This window comes from Spirosoma flavum (assembly GCF_042686045.1).
Lineage (GTDB): Bacteria > Bacteroidota > Bacteroidia > Cytophagales > Spirosomataceae > Spirosoma > Spirosoma flavum.
On record NZ_JBHUOM010000018.1, the window covers coordinates 1 to 18,134 of the forward strand.

An 18,134-nucleotide genomic window follows, 5' to 3' on the forward strand; every position below is an offset into this window, starting at 1 on the left:
TTGGCTTATGCATCCACAAAGGATTGGTGAGTGGCCATACCCAGGTGATCGACCGCGGCGGACCGCTCTGCCTATATCAAAGCCAATGCGTCAATGAGTCGGCTGAAGCGAAAGCCTGCCATCTGGTCTTCGAAGACAACACCCACATTAGGTAAACGAACTGTCTTGTCCTAAAATAGGTTTACCATCACTCCAAGCAGATGGACCACTTATTTTTGCTTCGTACTCAGGCGCATGAGCTCAAAATGCGTCAGATGGTTGAAGAGATCAACCTGGGTCGGCTGACCATTCCCCAGGCCATGGCTAAGTTTAACGTTTTGACCCGTCATACCGTTAGAAAGTGGCTGGACCGAGTCCGTCACGAAAACTTCCAGCGCGCTGATGCCATGAAACAAGCCAGCCAGCAGCCACCCCCAGCCCTTGTTGAGCAGATGGCTTTAAAAGCTGATGAGTTAGCCGGTCAAGTCATACAACTTAAGAAAGAGCTTGAGCAAGCTGAACTCCAGGTGATTTATTACACGACCATCATCCGGGTTGCCGAGCAGGAGCTGGGCATCGCTATCGAAAAAAAGTCCGTTACCAAACAGTCCAACTCCTTCGAGTAAGCTATCCTCATTTCCGCATCCGGCGGATGACAGGATTGTTTGGGTTTAGTCGGCAGGCTTACTATCAGCACACGCATCGGTTGATGACGGGGGAAGAAGCAGATAAACACGTGCTGGATCTGGTGGAAAAAGTTCGAGCAGATCACCCCCGAATTGGAGGCAAGAAACTCTATGATCTTATTAAAGCAGGAATGTTGGAAAGGGGAATAAAAATGGGTCGGGATGGCCTATTCGACTTATTGGCGGCTAACCATCTGTTAATCAGGAAGCGTAAGCGAAAAATGATTACTACCTTTTCCCGACATCGGTTCCGAAAATACCCCAATCTGATTAAGAATCTAACCATCTTACGGCCTAACCAAGTATGGGTTGCCGATATAACGTACTGGTTAACCGAGGCTGGCTACCTCTATATTTCACTGATCACTGATGCGTATTCGCGTCGGATCATGGGCTTTGCCGTGGCCGATAATTTAGAGGCCGTCAATTGCTGTCGGGCCCTAAAAATGGCCCTTAAACAAATTACTAAACGCATGGGCAAGCAGTTGATTCATCACAGTGATCGAGGCATTCAGTACTGCTGTGATGAGTACACTCAAGTGATCGATTCGTATCATATTAGGCTCAGTATGACGGAAAACTCGGACCCATTAGAGAATTCCATCGTTGAGAGAGTAAACGGTATTCTAAAGCAGGAGTATCTGAGTCATCAGGCAGTTCGCTCTTTAGAGGAAGCGTATACGCTAGTGGAGAACGGAGTATTTCTCTACAATTATAAGCGGCCGCATTTAAGTTGTGACATGCTTTGTCCTGATGTAGCCCATCAAAGTCATGGCCCGCTGGAACGGCGTTGGAAGAACTACTTCCAGGCACCACCCTCGGAGGAGAAAAAATAGCGTAACTTAGGACTAAGAAGAAAAGGGTAAGCGTATTTTAGGATTAACTCAAAACGGTCAACTTATTTTAGGACGATACATTCTGGCTAGTCCCAATTTGAATAGGACGTTTAATTGAACGGTGGCCGAGTAGGAGGGAAGTGTTCAAAAAGTGTTTTTTTTGCGTTCAATAAACCCGTTTACTTTAGTAGTTCACGATTTTTAATGGGAGACTGCTTTTTTTGAACGTTAACTAAACAGAATCAGGTTAGGTGTAAATTTAGCGGGGCTGTTTGCTAGGGAAATTTATTGACACAGAAATAAATCTAAACATGCAAGCAGTTCTGTAACTTGAACAACTATCTGTTTTTAGTTGTAAATTAATTCCATACCAAAATCATGTTTAATCTTGCCAGGATTTTACTTCTACTATTTTGCCTATCCTTTTTTCCTGCCTGTTCAACTGATTCCAAAAAAGATCATGTTGATAATACAAACATTACGTCGCCTGTGGCGAGTGAACCAGTTCCTCCAGCCCGTAAGATAGTCGGCATAGAGGGTGAGGGAATCATTATTCATGTAGGCCCTTCTGAATCATCTCCTAAGCTGGTTAATCAAAAGGCGACTGAAGCTATGCATAAAACTCACTATTGTGAAGTGGATTACTCGGTAAAGGTTGAGGTCCTCGAAACAAAGGGGAAATGGTCTAGGATTAACGTTGTTGAACCTGATTGGTTAGCGGCTACCCACTTTGGTTGGATACCCTCAAAATATATCCTAGGTGGCCTTCAGGATGCGGGGCCAGTTGCTAAACTAAATCCAGAAGAATTCGAGATCATCAAAACCAAACATAATTCTGCGGTTGAGAATTACTATGTGTTGTTAAAGCGCAAAAAGTTTGATGAAAAATCAGTTCATGAATTTGTCAAGTCCTTTCGTCAGCAGTTTTGCCCTACTAACTGCAATGTGAATGTATACGACTCAAATATGGTCCTGCCGCTCTTAGATGTATACCCGTTGCCACAGAAGGATTATATCAAGGTGGCGGATCATTACATCTCCATGTCAACTTTCGATGCTCCAGAAGTAAGAGATTGGTATCCCTATCAAGATTTTCAATACGGGCAATATGGTGGAAGAAACTGGAAGAAAAAGCCAATTAAGTAAAATTAGGCAATAAACCTTGAGTCTTATAGCCCTCTAAACATACAGAACGTAGAATCGAAAAGTCAGCTTACACGGGAAAACTATTTGTTCTGTTCAACAGCCTGCAAAATAGTTAGCTCAATGAGCCACCTTTCTGGAAGATCACGTCGAACGATAGCTGACATGTATAGTCCTTATTCAGGGTAGTTAAAATCGAATCGTTCAAAGCCTCCCTGATGCCTGGAAAACCATTGCCTAAACAAGCGGCTTCGTACCCGCTCCTGCCCATTTTCTGTACTACATACGTATAGCAGGATCGCCTTTGGATCAGCTTCAAAGAATATGTGTAGCGCCTGAACGATCGTAGGCTCAATACGAGGATCTTTACGATCAAAGGAGCCAGAAATGGGTAGGATTGAAAGGGAATAAACCGAATCGACGAAAGGGGTATCTGGTAGATAGTCCGAATCGGAAGTAAAGTCTACGTGGTAGATAGCCCCTCGTTCGGTTGTAAAAGCAAAGCCTGTTTCAGTCTCGCTTAGCGGGTAAGGTGAAGGGTTTGACGAACTTAATGCCGACGGGTTTCCTAGACTCATCGCCACTTTGATAATAGTCCCCTAACTGCTTTTTGTCCTGCATCAGCTTCTGAGCCAGATCCACAAGACGTTTTGTTTTCGTTGCCATAGCAATTCCCCCTGTTTACGTAGTCTATGGGCACTTCAGATTCTTTCTAATTACTTTTCAGTATCGTAACGACCCAGCAAAGAAACGCAAATTTTGCGTATTTAGTTGACTTGTATCACGCTGGAATAGCTTGACACAACCCGTGTAGAGTTATGAAGGTAAGTGGTTTTATTAATCTCAAGAAAAAGTACAAAGTCAGCGCTTTTCGCTGGCATGTGGTCGAGCTCTATCGATTGGAACTGGTCAGTGAAAGCGCCTTCGCAATCTGCTTTTCATTTTTCACGATGTCAGCCTTTGCCCCCAGGTGTGACAAATCCAGCGAAGCCATACTATAGTTTACCCCTTGATACTCTCTCAAAAGACCGGCGGTTACGTTAGCAGCCACTATTTTAGCCTGATTCTGAGTGGTCATATCGAAGCGAAATAACATGCCGTGGGCAAAATGAAACACGCTGACAATCTGCTTGCTTCTGGGGTCGTAGATCAGTTGTACGGATGTCCAGTCACCCTCATGGTCGCCAATATCGAAGGGTTTGTTGGCGCTGTTGTAGCCGAAAAACTGCCAGAATTCGATTTTGTAGTAGGGTATCCCCGACGCATCGCCACCGTAAGCATGATTGAAATCATAGCCAAACGGGTCAGTTAGCATAACCAGCGTTACGTGACCATACAGGCCCACATTTCTATTGTTCAGCACCAGATCCCAGGCATTTCCGTGGCGGCCGGGGTTGTTTTCGCCGTTTACGTTTGCCTGCGGGTTGATGTGGTAGTTGGTCAGTTTTATACGCTGCATAATGTCCGAAGAGCCGCACTTGCCATTCACGGCCAGAATACCGGCAGCAAGCTTATCTCTGGTCACAATGAGACTATCGTCTTCATCCCCACTTGTAATCAGGACGGACTGGTTCAGATACCAGAGCGCATCGGCCGGACGAAAGTTCTCGTCGCCACCATCGTTGGAAAACAAAAAAAACGGTCGGAATCTATCCAATAGCTGATGCTCCAGGTTATCATCGATACCATCCTGATCCCGGTCAACGATGGCCGGAGCAGGAGCTGGTTTATTCAGGATGACACCCGATGGCTGAATGTGTGGTAACTGTGCCCAGACCGTTGACGAACCAAAACCAAGTAAAATAAGCGCAGTATACAGGCTGCCGGATGAAATAGCTTTCATAAACGGATGGACTTAATGATGAGTGTGACGGCTGATGCTAACGTCGGTTGAGCAATCGGTTGATTTGCCGATTTTCGGCTTGTAAGCACTCGATCTGTTTTTGCTGGATGAGCGCATTTTTCTGCTGCTCAAGCATGTATAACGTTAGTTCCTCGATTTTCTCCAGCAATTTGGCATTCATCTCAGCCGCATCCACGCCCTCCTTCACCACCTCCTCCGCCGAGGGCATTCCCGGCAGATGCTGATGAGTAGCTATATATTGACCCACTTCGGATAAAGGCAGCAATACATAGCCCGGCCCAAACACCCTGTCGGCCCACTCCTTGGTCTGCCCATAGTGTAGCCGATACTGCGCCAGCACCACCCGGCCCGCTCCGTCCACACTCAGAAACTTATCGGTCCGGGCCACCGCCGGACTCTGCGTCGTTAGATTTTCCAGCCGCAACCCCGACTCCCCTTCCTGTTGACTACGGATGTGTAATCGGGCGGTTGGGGCCGAAGTGCCAATGCCAATATTAGTCCCATTGCCCAGAATAAGTGCATTGCTGACGGCGACGCGAGTGCCTGAGCCGATAGCCGTGGCATTGTGTAACCCACTCTCGGCCTGGGTGTTATAGCCCATCAGCACGTTATCACTCCCATCGGTAATAGCCGTTCCCGAGGCAGGGCCAATGATGATGTTGTTACTACCCGTGGTAACATTGTAACCGGCCTGGTAGCCTACAAACGTATTCTGAGTGCCAGTGGTATTCGAGGTGCCTGCTCCATAGCCAGTAAAGACATTATTGGCACCCGTGGAGTTCGCTGAGCCCGCCTGGAATCCGGTAAAGACATTGAAACTGCCAGTCGAATTGGCGTAACCCGCTTGGAATCCTGTCATGACATTATTACGCCCTGTGGTATTGGAATAGCCGGTTTGATAGCCAAGAAAGATATTATTAGTTCCCGACGTGTTTGTAAAACCGGCTTTGGAGCCCAAAAATACGCTATTGGACGTAGTCGTATTGAAACCCGCGGAGTCACCAAGCATGACGTTGTTATGGCCACTTTTATTTCTATAGGCAGAAAGCGGGCCGATGCTGATGTTAGAATAACCTGTCGTGTTTGAATAACCAGCCAAATACCCGACAAACGAGTTATTGTTACCCGTTGTATTGTTGGTGCCTGCTGCATAGCCTAGAAATGCATTCAGACTTCCTGTCGTGTTAGCTCCCCCTGCTTCATACCCTAGAAATGCATTGCCTCCGCCAGTTGTATTATTAAATCCGGTAGCATACCCCAGAAATGCATTATAAGCCCCTGTGGTATTCGCATTGCCGGCTTCGTATCCTAGAAACGTATTGCCATCTCCCGTCGTATTGGCATAGCCTGCCCGGTAGCCCAATAAAGTATTATAGTCACCATTGGTAGTAACACTGAAACCCGCGTTGAAACCAACCAGGGTATTATACGTGCCAGGGGTCGAGGCATTGGCCGTGTTGGCTACGTAGTTACTCTGGGCCAGCAAAGGGTTGACCAGCAAACAGGCCGTTGCGAATAAACAGAGGAATTTCATAGTTAGTTGATTTGTATTTGCCCGACATTATCAATAGGACAATGGCAAAATTTATCAATGAATGCATGAATCGCGGGATTAATCGACCAGCCGCTGAAGTTTGCCGCCATAAAGCCGATAGCGTCGACAAATGGCATTAGTCGACAAAACCAGTAGTCTGTCGACAGCGCTGTTTATTGGTAGAGTTTAGGTGTAAAGACCCCTATTTTTATCTCACTTTTATTATATGACCGACAGGGGATCACAAAAAATGCAGGCCGAACTCTGGCGCGTAGCCGCTCAGGATTGGGCCGATTATCAGGAGGCAACCTTGCTGCCCGTATTTGAGCAGATGGCCCATGACTTTATCCAGACCCCGGCCCATACCCTACTTGATGATGGCTGTGGCTCGGGCCTGTTCTGCCAACTGGCGCTGCAACAGGGTCTGGACGTACGGGCCTGGATGCCACGGCCGAACTCATCACCATTGCCCAGACGAAAGCGCCCATTGGTCATTTCAATACGGGCGATATGGAGGATTTGCCATACCCCGATCACACCTTCGACCTGGTTACGGGTCAACTTGTTTCAATATGCCGCCAGCCCGGCGCGGGCGCTGGAAGAAGCGTACCGCGTTCTGAAGCCGGGCGGGAAACTATACGTCGCGATCTGGGGCAAAGCATCTGAATGTCAAGTGGCTGTTTATTTGAAAGCGCTGGGTTCGCTAATGCCCCCTCCGCCCCCAGTTACGCCCGGCCCGTTTGCCCTCTCGGAAGATGATGCGCTGGAAAAACTGGTTGGCGATGCGGGTTTCCAACCTGGTTTACGGCAACGCGTGTCCAGTCCGTTCCTGTATGCTAATCTGGATTCGGCCCTGAAAGGCTTACTATCGGCCGGTCCGGCCCAGCGGGCTATCGGGCACACCTCGTACGAAGCGGCTGTTGATGCTGTAACTAATGCCATTGCCCCGTTCAGAACCGAGTCGGGCGGGTACCGGATGGACAATACGTTCTATATCCTGGAGGCAACCCGTCAGGTGTAGCTATACGTTGACTTCGCACCGTTACTCCGTTCTCGATGTCCTTTTACAGATGAACACGTTATGATGATGAACCGAATACCCTTTTTCCTGACTTTATTGGGCCTTTGTCTGAGTCTCTCAACAGCCAGTTACGCTCAAGTTGGCATCAACGCGCCCGCCGGTGTGTCGCCCACGCAGGATGTGGAGATTTACACCCGCAACGGCTTTCTGGTGCAGCAGCAGTACACCCGCACGACTGCCGACCCAGCGGCCTATACAGCTACGATGAGTTGTCCGACTTCACCGTCACTGACGGCCTTAGCCGGTACGCTCAAAGACCCCTCGGGCGATGCCAACTACACAGCAGGAACCGGCTATAACTGTTCGGCATCGATCAGCACTGGCAACGGTACAGTAAGGGGTCTCGAAATTATTTTCACCGACCTGAACACCGATCCGGTCAACAGCACGGTAGTCATCACCGATATCCACGGAAACAGCCAGCAATTCAGTGGCAGCACACTCCCTGGACGGATGGTGATCCCTTTTACTAGTTTAAATGCTCCTGATCCGATTGCTTTGGGATCGGGAATTGTCATACGCTTTCAAACGAACAGTAGCGTATCCTTTGGGCGAGGGTTTAGTCTGCAATGGCGGGCTTTATTATTTAACCCCACGACGCCAACCACCTCGATTGCCATAAGCAATGCTATGCAGTTTGATGTGAATGCGGGCTCGTTTAAGGCCGGGCATAACAACACTGCCAGTGGTGTTTACTCAACGGCAACTGGGTCTAAAAACACCGCCAGTGGCGATTACTCAACGGCAATGTGGTCCTCTATAAGCACCAACAGCAAAAGGGGAGCCTTCATGATTGGCGATTCTGATCCCTTAACCCAGGGTACTACATTGTCCAGTGTTACGGACCAGTTTGTAGGCCGCTTTCTCAACGGCTATTATCTGATGACCTGTGGCGACCTTAATCCCGGTGGGGAAACTACGGTACCGTGCGTACTGGCGTGATCATTGGCCGGGGCCAGAACTCCTGGGGTTCCATCTCCGATTCGACCAAAAAGGAACGTTTTCGGCCCATCGACCATACCGACCTGCTCGGCAAAATCAACGCCATACGCCTGACCACCTGGAACTACAAGGGCCAGCACGCTATCCGGCACTGGGGCCCCATGGCGCAGGACTTTTTCGCGGCTTTCGGCCACGACGAACTGGGGCAGGTAGGCTGCGACACGCTCATTTACAGCCACGATTTTGCGGGTGTGACCTTTGCGGGCGTGCAGGCCCTCATCCGCGAGAACCAAGCACTTAAAGCCCGCTTAGCTCAGCAGGAGGCCCGTTTGCAGGCCATTGAAGCCGTACTTGTTCCCCGCCGGCGGATAGCCCACCGGTACCCAATATCTGCCGATCAGTTGCTAGTCATTGTCAGCTTTTGATACGGTATTTTCAGGAGCACTTTTGTGCCTGTAGCCGCGCCTTGTTCATCGACGAGGTCTTCGATGTCGAAAAATGAATCCGTCTGGTTCGGAGAACTCAGCAGAGCAAGCCGTTCGGCGGTGAGTTGCATACCCAGTGATTTGCGTTTTTCGGCCGGTTTTGCGTTCATATTTCCAGCCTGCTGCCGCCCCACGCCGTCGTCGGTGATGATGCAGTACAGGATGGTTTCTTCAAGTCGGAACGCAATGTCGATGTTGCCCGGTCCGTCCTTGTGCATTAGACCGTGCCAGATGGCATTTTCGGCGAAGGGCTGCAACAGCAAGGGCGGTATCCGAATGATGCCGGTATCAAGAGCGTTTATAAATGTAATGCTAAAGTTAAATGCATTCTTGAAACGTAGCCGTTCGAGTTCGAGGTAGAGCTTGAGCATCTCCAGTTCGTCGGCGAGGGTGATCAGGGAATGTCCCGAGTTTTCGAGTACCATTCGGATGAGCGTGGCGAAGGTGGTCAGGTAATCGGAAGCCGCCATCCGGTCGTTGACCAGAATGTAGCGGTTGATCGAGTTCAGGCAGTTAAAAATAAAGTGGGGATTCATCTGAGCACGAAGGGCTTTTATTTCCAGTTGTTCGGCATGCCGGCGTAGTTCGTCCTGCTGGTGCTGGTTTTCCATCTGCTCTACCCGAAATCGACTTTTAAGCTGTTCAGCTTCGAGGGTTGCGTTTTGGCGCGAGAGCCTGATATTTCGGTAGCCAATCAGCGCCAGTAAACTTACAATGGCCAGACCGACAACCAGCAGCCACTTCGCTAGCGATTCCTGTTTCAACTGCTGACTTATGATGACTTTCTCCTTGTTAAGCAGGTCAATCCGGGCCTGTTTCTGGTCAATTTCGACCTGACTTTTAAGCGAAAATAGGTTGGCTTTGAACTGGTTGTTTAGCAGTGTTTCGCGTAGGGCGCTGTATTCCGTCAGATATCGATAGGCCTGTTTGGTATCGCCGAGGTGATCATAGCTTTTCCAGAGCAGTTCGCTGGCATCGCGCAGACGGGGTCGTGCGCCCGTTTTCTTAGCTAGCTCATAAAGTTCCTGCGCGTAGGGAATAGCCTGCCGATCATCGTTTTTCCCCTGGTAGGCACTGGCTAAATACCGCAGGTCGGCCATCACAGCTTCAACCTTATTTGAACTTCGAGCTTCGGCTAAAGCGGGTTTGAAAATATCAATGGCTTTGTCGTATTGCTTGTCGGCCAGGGCCAGATCGCCAATGGCCACGCGGGTGCTTATGCCTTTAGGAGCCAGTTTGAGAGCTTTATTGAGGTAAAAAATGGCCGAGTCGGGGCGATTCATACGTTTGAACACCTTCGCAAAACTAGCATACACAAAATCGGGCTCGAAGCCGGTTTTGAAGGCGCGTTCGGCCAGGTGCAAATGATCTATGGCGGCCTGAAAATCATCGACATAGCCGTATAACGTAGCCAGATTGTAATACGACCAGCCCAGCGCGAGCACATCCTCCATTTTCAGCCGCTCGACATAGCTCTGCCGGGCTTTTTCAAGTCCTGTCTCGTAATCGCCCATGGCACCATAAACCAGCCCCAGGAAGGTGAGCGGCTTTCCGGGGTCACCCCTCCGATAATTTTGGAGCAGCGACCGCGACGCCGTCAGATACTTAATACTTTCGGGGTAGTGAGCCGTTTTCATTAAGTCATCGCCCAGATAACACATGGCCCAGCCCGCATGATAGGGGTCGGTCTGGCGGAATTTGTCAATGGCCTGGCGGAGTAAGGGTTCGGCCTCACGAGAATGGCCCTTTCTCATCGCCACCGATCCCGTGTTGAATTCGGCCAAATCAATGCCGTATTGGTACGGGAGCGTTCTGGACAGACTGAGGGCCTGATCGGCGAAATAGCCAGCCGAATCGGCTTTTCGCCAGAGATAGTATTCACTTAGTTTATTGAGTACATCAACCCGCCTGGTTCCCGCGAGCGATGGCAACACCCGGCGCAGCCTATCGACATTCAACTCATCTGCACTATAGGCAAGAAGTGACACGAGCAGAAAAATAAGGGTGTATCGGAGTTTCATGGCAACTTGAGGTTGATTGGTTATTGGCAAATGGTCGTCATGTACTCATAACCAATGACATAAAATTACGCTTTACCGATGAAGATCAATAACAGGGGTTTAGGACGATACTCCCGGAGAGGAAATCACCACTAACCGGCACCAATGTGTTATTAAGCCGTTGATACTGACCACAACCTGTACCCGTTATTTTGATCGTGCCATTCTGAAACTGGACAATCTGGCCATTATCGCCTATAGCCGGATCACAACTTGAGATTGGGTTTCGCAGCCATCCCGCATCATAACTGGCATTCCCCCACAATTTATACACCTTACCCCAGATCGCCTGGGCACCACTTGGTCCAGCAATGATGACACCTGCTACGCCATTTTTGATAAAGTTGTTGTACCGAAACCCACTGGTATTCGTTGATTCGTCGCTGGTTGGGTAGCCCAACGTGCCATTCCAGCGGTTGAGCACGAGGTACTTTTTATAAACATCGCCATACACCAGAAACGTCCCGCCGGTAGGCGGGCTAGTGACGATGCCTGCTGAGCCATCGGCCACGCGCTTGAACTCATTGTAATAAGCTCCCGACCCCACGCTGGTTAACGTAGCGTCGGTGGTGAGGATGGCAAACTTATCCTGCCCAGCGGCATCGTATTTTTTCATTTCATTAATCAGCATTCCGAAAGCTGACCCGTTAACTAAGTAAATGGCCTGGGATTTATTGCTGTAATACTGTACCCAGCCCGTTCCGCTCGCTGTGGGTTGGGCATGGTCGCCATCATCGGGCATGGCCGTCCAGCCCAGCGCCTTGTACTTGACATCGATGGTGACCTGGTAATTGTGTTTAACCGTAATGGTGTACGACTGCGTCTGGCCATTCTCTGCTGTAACGGTATAAACAACCGGATTCGTGAAATTCTGTGCCACCCCCGACGCAGGTGTTATACTGGCCCCTGCTGCTAAAGTGATGGTTGGTATTAAGCTGGTCAGGTTCGTACTGGCCTGTACAACCGCTGAAAGAGACGTACCACTAATGTTGGCCGTTACCCCTGGAGACAGCGTAGCAAACGCAAAGCCCGTGATACTATTATCGGCACTTTGGGAAATTGGCGGGATGGTATCTTTCTTACAGCCCCCTATCATCATTGCTGCTAGTAGTACTAAAAATACTGAATATGATTTCATAACTTTCGACTAGCGATTTTGAGATTATCCTAACCGCCCGGCGCGGATTGGTTGTGTCAAAACTAGCGGTACTCGCCCCCCCTTGCTGGTCTATTCGACAGGCCGCTTGTTCCAGCCTACAGACAGGGGCATGAGCGAACAGAACGGTAACTGTCGATAGCCAACACCGTTCGTCGGCGACAAACGACACGATCTACTACCGCTTTCTCAATGGGCTGGCTTAGGATAGGATCGTAGTTGAGTAAATGGTATCTTAGCTGGGCTATATTTCAACAAAAGGCCAAAACTAAAAAACACGATGCCACTCCGTTGTTTGCTGGTGGACGACGAGCCCCCCGCGCTCGATGTGCTGGAATTGTATATCGAGTTAATTGATGGACTGACCGTGGTTGCCCGTTGCGAAAACGCACTGGAAGCATTTGGGGTATTGCAGCAGCAACCCATCGACCTGATGTTCTTAGACATTAACATGCCTAAGCTATTGGGAACTGATTTTCTGCTCTCGCTGCGGAATCCACCGGAAGTGATTATTACGACGGCCTACCGCGAATATGCCCTTGACGGCTTCGATCTAAATGTGGCCGACTACCTGCTCAAGCCCATTCCCTTCGAGCGATTCCTGCGGGCCGTTAGCAAAGTCATGAAAACGGGTGTAGAAGCCCCCCAACCCCGGATCATCGAGAAAGAAACATCCCGCCCTGCCAGCACAGACTCACTGTTTTTTCGGGCCGACAGGAAGCTCATCAAAGTGCCGCCCGATGAGATTTTGTACGTCGAAAGCCTGAAAGACTATGTGCGCATTATAACTTGTACAGCAAAGCCTTTGCTAGTCAAGCAAACGATCAGTACGCTGGAAGTTATGCTACCTGCCAACCAATTTGTGCGGATTCATCGGTCGTTTATTGTGGCCGTTTCAGGTATCACCAGCTATACACCCCGTCATGTTGAAATTGGCGGACAGGAATTACCCATCGGTCGGCTCTACCAGAAAGATGTCGAGCGAATACTGGGTGTGTCGAACAGGTAAGGGTTTCGAGAACGTCAATGTTACGCACGGATTACAGTTAACAGTTATTAAAACTGATCTGTCCCGATATCCCTTCAGGAGAACACTCTCAGAATTAAGGTAAAGGCCTGCCTAAAATGGTATCCTATTTTCCAAGAATTCGGAGCTTAGAAAAATACAAACAAAGATAACAGTTGAAGCTCATCTCAGGAGCCAAGCGATGAATAAACAGCACTTGCTCTATTTTACTGGCCATTACGTTAAGATTAATCTGGGTCGTGTCCAGTAAAATAGAGCAGGTCCACTACACAGTTTGTTCCGGCAATAGCCAGGCTACCAATCGACTTTAAGATGTAACTTATGCTGATTGAATGTACAGATTAGTTCACTTGTTATCGTTCATGAAAAGGTTAATGATCATCATTAACTGTACTTACAGTGATCAGCTACCAAAACCGTTCAATTAAACGTCCGAATAAATTCCGGACAAGACACGGTCAAAATCAAAACCGATTAAGAAAACCCTTTTATACTTGACCTTGCAGAAGGTTGTTGGCAGGTTACTCTAGAAGGCCGTTTTTCCACTAGGATTGGGTTAAATAAAGGGCACAAAAACTAATTTTGTCGCCTGTCTTAACCCCCTGAATGGCTGGACAAAATTGTAAAAACAGTTTAGTCCTTTTACATTCAGATTCCATGAGCAAACTAAGGCGGAGTTTTACTCCCGAAGACCGCTACTCCATCGTCCAGGAAGCCATTCGTGATGGCCATTGGACCTGCTACCTTTAACTGGACATTAAGTTAAGCATGATCTAACTTAGTGAACCGCTCAGGCGGCCCCGGTCAATACCAATGTAAGTTGTCATGTGCAATGTTGTTTACAAAGGGGGAGAAAGAAAGAAATAACCGGGAAATGAGGCCATGAATTTTAGACCCTAGCATAGCATACACGGTTTTTCACCATCGCACGGCAACGGCCGACCGTCGGCGACCCGGTTGAACTGTCGAGGCTTGAAAAATTCACCCGTGTAGATCGGAACATGGATTACAGGGTTGGCTATAGAAATCTCGGATTTCCTTACACGGGTTGCTCAATTAGCAGACTAAGTACTGCCATTTTGAGTTCTTATTGCAACACGGCTCAAACGTACTATAGAAATCGGCCCGGTTAGCTAATCGTACGTTTTTTGAGATCGAATTCGCGAGCCGTAGCGAATTGTCGGAGCCGCCCGTGCGGTACGATTCGGAAGACTTACCCCAAACTGTGTTAGCTACCCCAATATGCTCAGTCCGTCTAACAAAACACATCCCAAAGAGCTTATTAACTGCAGGAAGGCTTACGTAAGTATTCCTGCAGTTAATAAGCCGGATTCGGCTAACTCAACGATCAAAAAAAATTATGAAACGAATGAAATCAGTTGCCTTATCAGCAGTAGCCCTTCTGGCTTTCGGCCTAACTATGACAGCCTGTAAAAAGGATGATAATCCAGTCACGGCCATCACGACGACTAACTTCATGGCCACACTCAATGGCGCTAACGAGAAGCCAACGTCAACGACATCACCCGCTACTGGTACGTTCATGGGATCGCTCAACGAATCGACCCGCGTACTGAGTTACACCGTTACCTACTCGGGGGTTCCGACTTCATCGACGGTTACAGCTGGCCATCTTCACCGGGTTATCCCTGGCGATGCTGCGGGAGTAAACGGAGTGAACCCTACGCCGGAAATTCCGTTTCCGTCACTGACTTCGCCCATCGTAGGCACGGCAACTCTGCCGAGTCAAGCGCGGGTTGATAGTATGAAAAACGGGTTTTATTATGCCAACATCCACTCAACTCAATTCCCGTCTGGTGCTATTCGGGGCAATATAACCCGGCAATAAACCTAGATCATACAAAGTCGCTAACTGAAGACAATACACAAAAACACGCTCACTGCCGGGCGTGTTTTTGTGTCTATGAGCACCAGTAGAGGTATGGGGTAGCTGACACAGTTGGGACGGTCGGCCGCTGCCGTGTATGCGCCACGTAGAGCATATAAAAATTTGTGGTTCAATTAGTTATACTGATTTAACTTCCCAGTAGGGGCGCTACTTTGGCCAGTATTGTATAGTACTCGGAATAAGTATGAATGTGGGTCGCCGACCGCTATATTTCTAGCTTGAGCTGGTCTTAACGTCTCTTGGGGCCTTAAGAACATCAAAATTGTTAGCTTCAACACGTACCTGAACAGCGAAATTACTTGCTCTCTAAAACGGTCGTTAAAAGCATGTAATTCCGCGTAAACATTTGGCTTAGAATAGTTTATGCCATGTATATGGTGAATACACGGCAGCGGCCGACCGTCCCAACTGTGTCAGCTACCCTTAAACTAATGTACAACTTACTTCGCCGATTAAAGACTCTTCCTTGATTTGTACTATTTTCATCGGCAATTAATGTGGCCTCAGATACTACCTGCAAAAGTTTAATTTGGAATCACGACCGTTCACCAAAGAGCCATCGCAGCCGTGTCCGGTTGACGAGTTTAACAAAGCACAGGGTCGAGCCGTACACAAAGCCCATCCGAACCAGGTCAATCAGCACAATTTTACCGGGATTAAAGGAAGGTAGGGGGGAATCAGACAACCAGCTCAAATAGGGTAACTTGATGGCTATGGTCGTGGCCAAACCAACAAAAAACATGTGGTATAGATATATTCCAAACGATTCCGTTCTTGGATTCAGCCAAGCGGTTAGCTGTTTATTGGCATCATGGCGCATCAGCCAGACGAAAGCAACCAACGAAAACAACTGGTTGGTTGGCCGGAGTGTATTTACTGGATTACCCGCTTTAAGTGACCAGAGCAATTCACTTTCTAAATAGGCCAATCCCATCGTCAACAGTAGGATTATGGTTAGAATGGGGCTGGACAGCGATTGCATCCGCTTTATGTACGCATTATGGCGGGCTAACCAGGTGCCGAGCCACAGGTAAAAGACATACGCCGGCATGGCGATAGTATGGGTTGAATCGAACCAATTGGTATATATGTTGGCGGCAAAGAAACAAGTTACCGCAAAACTTACCCAGCCAAATACCAACCTTTTGGTTTGCCGCCAGAAGAGGAGTAGAATGGCCAGCGCCGTTAAGAAACTGAACATGAACCAGTAAGACGTAAAAAAAAGGTTGGTGTAGAATTCGTTTACTAGGAAGGTACTACTCAACTCTGATGCCATCAGCTTGCCAGTCAACCGCCCGATAAGGCCAATCATTTTCAGGTAATAAAGTCCAAACGCAATGACAAACGGTAGACCGACAACTAGCAGCCGACGACGGTAATACAACCAGGGTGAGTCATCGGGTGTTAGTTTACGCCCCAATAGATAACCCGATATGATGAAAAAACAGATGGTGCCAAACTTAAACGGCTGGCTGATAATATGATACGTTCTGACTTGGCTGGGTTCGGTTGTGTAAAGCAGGATGCTGTGTTCATACACAATAGAGAACATCGCAACTAACCGAATCCAGTTAACGAAGCCATAATTTGTCGACATTGGCGTTGACCCCTCCCCTGGTGTCAATACAGCTACTGATCGCATACGTTGAGTGGAAGAAGATGGCCGATTTTTTAAGCGTACTTAAACTGTTTTCAGGGCTTGTATAAGGCATATGATCTTAGAATAGTTTCTTAACGTATAAGTGATTATGAAACAAAAAAGCAGACCAACATTGTCAGTCTGCTTTCCGCTTTATCCACATCAACGGGGAATTATATAATTCCCCGTTGATGTGGATAAAGCGGCTTAATTATGTGTATAAGTCAATTTAGCATTATATAACGTTTGACTATAAAGATTGAGTGTGGCCATTTCCTCACTTTGTAAAGGATAATTAGCTAAGTTAAATAGATTAGGCGTTTTATTATGTTCACCTAGAGCAATCCTACTGAAATGTATATCTCTCGTGACGAATACGACCGAAAGCCTTTTTTGATTAGACAAGGAGCCTTAAGAATATGGGGGCTGTTACTCGCCAAGCGAGTCGATCTATGTCGGGTACGGGAGCTGTACAGTTTCAACAATTTTTTTGCCGAACTGTGTTATGACAAAGTAACGGGGAAGCCGATGTGTATTTGTTCGTTTAGCAAATCTGAACGGCTAATGCTTTATCTGAAAGAACTAAGTTCCGATACACTGAATCAATAAAATGATTTTCAGGCTTGCTATATAGCACTTGGTAAGCCACGTCTATAGTAGCCCTTTTGCGATTTTATGGATAACTCTTGCATTTATCTTACGTATAATTATCTTTTAAAAACAGGTACTTCTTTACTAAAATTGAGTTTTTATTTAGGTCTATTATAATCGTGGTTATACAAACATTATACATAGCTTTATTGATTCCTATGAAATGTTAGATAAGGAACCATTCATACACTTGACGACGGTATTGCGTTAACAACTTCACAAACAACAATTCTAATTTGGTAGCATCTATCGGTAACCTCCGCTTATTGGTCGATTCATTGATTAGTATTATCCCTCTAAAAAAATACTTATACACGTATAAATTTATTTAACGGGGATCATTTAATATTACTTTTAAAAATAGAGAAAAATAAAATCTCCACTATACGCTAAAATGCCTGGCAGTAGAAAGTAGCCAGGCATTTTAACGTATAGCGGAGATTTTAAACGCTTCGGCCTTGAATCAGCCGAAAAATAATGGCGATGACCGCAATCACTAACAGAATGTGAATGAGTCCGCTACCCGCTATCCCGGCGCCTAAAACGCCTAAGAAGCCCAATAGCCAAATAATGATCAGCACGACGGCGATTGTATACAGAAGATTGCCCATACGTTTAGAATTTGATAGTGAAATTAGGTGTATTGGCAAGTATAACTGCAATGGTACAAGTATGTTACGAAATCCGATTGTAGACAAGCTGTTAACTTTTATACAAACCTCCACCATTATCTGACACGTTACCGCTCCCTCAATTTGACTGAACATATGTTTTTGTCTCTGAGTTACTTATAACACATATACCTTGTGTTGTATTTAGTTAGTCTTTTTTATCAATCACCGGCAAATTATTCTAACTGGTAGTTGTACTCTGATGAAGCTACAAACCATATTGGCCTAGATTATACGGTTTATTTTTCTATCCACACTCAAAAATATGCCTGGTAACTTTCTGAAAGTTACCAGGCATATTTTTGAGTAGCCAAGATATCAAACGCTACGGTCTCAAACTAAGGAAAAAATCACCATATCCACTGCCATGACCGGTAACACGAAAATTGTGCCGCCAACGCCAGAGCTATTATTGATCTGTGAATTAGCTTGTAAAGAATGCAATCTCTTTCTTATGGAAGAATAACTGGA

Annotated in this window: 17 protein-coding genes; 9 read left to right on the forward strand and 8 right to left on the reverse strand. The window is 47.3% G+C overall.

Going from position 1 to position 18,134, the window contains the following annotated elements; genetic code table 11:
* Positions 1–200: 200 nt before the first annotated feature.
* The 3 genes from ACFS25_RS16990 to ACFS25_RS17000 all read left to right on the forward strand — a co-directional run bounded on the left by ACFS25_RS16990 (position 201) and on the right by ACFS25_RS17000 (position 2,647).
* Positions 201–605: a hypothetical protein gene (locus ACFS25_RS16990; RefSeq protein WP_381503460.1), complete on the forward strand. Its 405-nt coding sequence runs from the start codon at positions 201–203 to the stop codon at positions 603–605.
* Between the two features lie 17 nt (positions 606–622).
* Positions 623–1,501, forward strand: a complete 879-nt coding sequence (locus ACFS25_RS16995) for an IS3 family transposase (protein ID WP_381503489.1) — start codon at positions 623–625, stop codon at positions 1,499–1,501.
* Positions 1,502–1,879: 378 nt separating this feature from the next.
* Entirely contained in the window at positions 1,880–2,647 is a 768-nt protein-coding gene (locus ACFS25_RS17000; RefSeq protein WP_381503462.1) for a hypothetical protein, read from the forward strand.
* A 173-nt stretch (positions 2,648–2,820) separates the two neighbouring features.
* On the opposite strand, the gene ACFS25_RS17005 is transcribed toward ACFS25_RS17000, so the two are convergent.
* The 4 genes from ACFS25_RS17005 to ACFS25_RS17020 all read right to left on the reverse strand — a co-directional run bounded on the left by ACFS25_RS17005 (position 2,821) and on the right by ACFS25_RS17020 (position 6,042).
* Positions 2,821–3,222, reverse strand: coding sequence for a DUF6169 family protein (locus ACFS25_RS17005; RefSeq protein ID WP_381503464.1), 402 nt, complete (start codon positions 3,220–3,222; stop codon positions 2,821–2,823).
* Positions 3,155–3,310 (reverse strand): hypothetical protein, encoded by a 156-nt coding sequence (locus ACFS25_RS17010; protein ID WP_381503491.1) that lies wholly within the window; start codon positions 3,308–3,310, stop codon positions 3,155–3,157. Before ACFS25_RS17010 ends, ACFS25_RS17005 begins: the two co-directional genes overlap by 68 nt.
* A gap of 226 nt (positions 3,311–3,536) precedes the next feature.
* Positions 3,537–4,487 carry a hypothetical protein gene (locus tag ACFS25_RS17015; protein ID WP_381503466.1) on the reverse strand — a complete coding sequence of 317 codons (951 nt, stop codon included), beginning with the start codon at positions 4,485–4,487 and terminating at the stop codon, positions 3,537–3,539.
* Between the two features lie 37 nt (positions 4,488–4,524).
* Positions 4,525–6,042, reverse strand: coding sequence for a hypothetical protein (locus ACFS25_RS17020; protein ID WP_381503468.1), 1,518 nt, complete (start codon positions 6,040–6,042; stop codon positions 4,525–4,527).
* A gap of 226 nt (positions 6,043–6,268) precedes the next feature.
* Here ACFS25_RS17020 and ACFS25_RS17025 point away from each other — a divergent pair, with 226 nt between their 5' ends.
* From ACFS25_RS17025 to ACFS25_RS17035, 3 genes are read left to right on the forward strand one after another with little or no spacing between them, the layout of a single operon-like run.
* Positions 6,269–7,063, forward strand: coding sequence for a class I SAM-dependent methyltransferase (locus ACFS25_RS17025; RefSeq protein WP_381503470.1), 795 nt, complete (start codon positions 6,269–6,271; stop codon positions 7,061–7,063).
* Between the two features lie 60 nt (positions 7,064–7,123).
* On the forward strand, positions 7,124–8,065 hold the full coding sequence (locus ACFS25_RS17030) for a hypothetical protein (RefSeq protein WP_381503472.1): 942 nt from the start codon (positions 7,124–7,126) through the stop codon (positions 8,063–8,065).
* Complete coding sequence (locus tag ACFS25_RS17035) at positions 8,050–8,490, forward strand: tail fiber domain-containing protein (protein WP_381503474.1); 441 nt, start codon at positions 8,050–8,052, stop codon at positions 8,488–8,490. Before ACFS25_RS17030 ends, ACFS25_RS17035 begins: the two co-directional genes overlap by 16 nt.
* Here the strand turns inward: ACFS25_RS17035 and ACFS25_RS17040 are convergent.
* Both ACFS25_RS17040 and ACFS25_RS17045 read right to left on the reverse strand, forming a co-directional pair.
* Entirely contained in the window at positions 8,463–10,571 is a 2,109-nt protein-coding gene (locus ACFS25_RS17040; RefSeq protein ID WP_381503476.1) for a tetratricopeptide repeat-containing sensor histidine kinase, read from the reverse strand. The two genes, ACFS25_RS17035 and ACFS25_RS17040, sit on opposite strands and share 28 nt — an antisense overlap.
* A gap of 85 nt (positions 10,572–10,656) precedes the next feature.
* Positions 10,657–11,748 (reverse strand): hypothetical protein, encoded by a 1,092-nt coding sequence (locus ACFS25_RS17045; protein WP_381503478.1) that lies wholly within the window; start codon positions 11,746–11,748, stop codon positions 10,657–10,659.
* Between the two features lie 298 nt (positions 11,749–12,046).
* Here ACFS25_RS17045 and ACFS25_RS17050 point away from each other — a divergent pair, with 298 nt between their 5' ends.
* Both ACFS25_RS17050 and ACFS25_RS17055 read left to right on the forward strand, forming a co-directional pair.
* Positions 12,047–12,775, forward strand: a complete 729-nt coding sequence (locus ACFS25_RS17050) for a LytR/AlgR family response regulator transcription factor (RefSeq protein WP_381503480.1) — start codon at positions 12,047–12,049, stop codon at positions 12,773–12,775.
* A gap of 1,378 nt (positions 12,776–14,153) precedes the next feature.
* On the forward strand, positions 14,154–14,642 hold the full coding sequence (locus ACFS25_RS17055; protein WP_381503482.1) for a CHRD domain-containing protein: 489 nt from the start codon (positions 14,154–14,156) through the stop codon (positions 14,640–14,642).
* 595 nt (positions 14,643–15,237) lie between these two features.
* Here ACFS25_RS17055 and ACFS25_RS17060 read toward each other — a convergent pair.
* Positions 15,238–16,344, reverse strand: coding sequence for an acyltransferase family protein (locus ACFS25_RS17060; protein WP_381503484.1), 1,107 nt, complete (start codon positions 16,342–16,344; stop codon positions 15,238–15,240).
* 351 nt (positions 16,345–16,695) lie between these two features.
* Here ACFS25_RS17060 and ACFS25_RS17065 point away from each other — a divergent pair, with 351 nt between their 5' ends.
* Positions 16,696–16,950, forward strand: a complete 255-nt coding sequence (locus tag ACFS25_RS17065) for a hypothetical protein (RefSeq protein ID WP_381503486.1) — start codon at positions 16,696–16,698, stop codon at positions 16,948–16,950.
* Positions 16,951–17,435: 485 nt separating this feature from the next.
* On the opposite strand, the gene ACFS25_RS17070 is transcribed toward ACFS25_RS17065, so the two are convergent.
* The gene (locus tag ACFS25_RS17070) at positions 17,436–17,603 is read right to left on the reverse strand and encodes a lmo0937 family membrane protein (RefSeq protein WP_297367315.1); all 168 of its coding nucleotides are present in this window, start codon (positions 17,601–17,603) and stop codon (positions 17,436–17,438) included.
* Between the last annotated feature and the right edge of the window lie 531 nt (positions 17,604–18,134).

Excerpts from the sequence above, each read along its gene's own strand:
- ACFS25_RS17000 (WP_381503462.1), top strand. The coding sequence starts at position 1,880 with ATGTTTAATCTTGCCAGGATTTTACTTCTACTATTTTGCCTATCCTTT.
- ACFS25_RS17060 (WP_381503484.1), bottom strand. The coding sequence starts at position 16,344 with ATGCGATCAGTAGCTGTATTGACACCAGGGGAGGGGTCAACGCCAATG.
- ACFS25_RS17040 (WP_381503476.1), bottom strand. The coding sequence starts at position 10,571 with ATGAAACTCCGATACACCCTTATTTTTCTGCTCGTGTCACTTCTTGCC.
- ACFS25_RS17015 (WP_381503466.1), bottom strand. The coding sequence starts at position 4,487 with ATGAAAGCTATTTCATCCGGCAGCCTGTATACTGCGCTTATTTTACTT.
- ACFS25_RS17025 (WP_381503470.1), top strand. The coding sequence starts at position 6,269 with ATGACCGACAGGGGATCACAAAAAATGCAGGCCGAACTCTGGCGCGTA.
- ACFS25_RS17010 (WP_381503491.1), bottom strand. The coding sequence starts at position 3,310 with ATGGCAACGAAAACAAAACGTCTTGTGGATCTGGCTCAGAAGCTGATG.
- ACFS25_RS17050 (WP_381503480.1), top strand. The coding sequence starts at position 12,047 with ATGCCACTCCGTTGTTTGCTGGTGGACGACGAGCCCCCCGCGCTCGAT.
- ACFS25_RS17020 (WP_381503468.1), bottom strand. The coding sequence starts at position 6,042 with ATGAAATTCCTCTGTTTATTCGCAACGGCCTGTTTGCTGGTCAACCCT.
- ACFS25_RS17045 (WP_381503478.1), bottom strand. The coding sequence starts at position 11,748 with ATGAAATCATATTCAGTATTTTTAGTACTACTAGCAGCAATGATGATA.
- ACFS25_RS17065 (WP_381503486.1), top strand. The coding sequence starts at position 16,696 with ATGTATATCTCTCGTGACGAATACGACCGAAAGCCTTTTTTGATTAGA.
- ACFS25_RS17055 (WP_381503482.1), top strand. The coding sequence starts at position 14,154 with ATGAAACGAATGAAATCAGTTGCCTTATCAGCAGTAGCCCTTCTGGCT.
- ACFS25_RS17070 (WP_297367315.1), bottom strand. The coding sequence starts at position 17,603 with ATGGGCAATCTTCTGTATACAATCGCCGTCGTGCTGATCATTATTTGG.
- ACFS25_RS17030 (WP_381503472.1), top strand. The coding sequence starts at position 7,124 with ATGATGATGAACCGAATACCCTTTTTCCTGACTTTATTGGGCCTTTGT.
- ACFS25_RS16990 (WP_381503460.1), top strand. The coding sequence starts at position 201 with ATGGACCACTTATTTTTGCTTCGTACTCAGGCGCATGAGCTCAAAATG.
- ACFS25_RS17005 (WP_381503464.1), bottom strand. The coding sequence starts at position 3,222 with ATGAGTCTAGGAAACCCGTCGGCATTAAGTTCGTCAAACCCTTCACCT.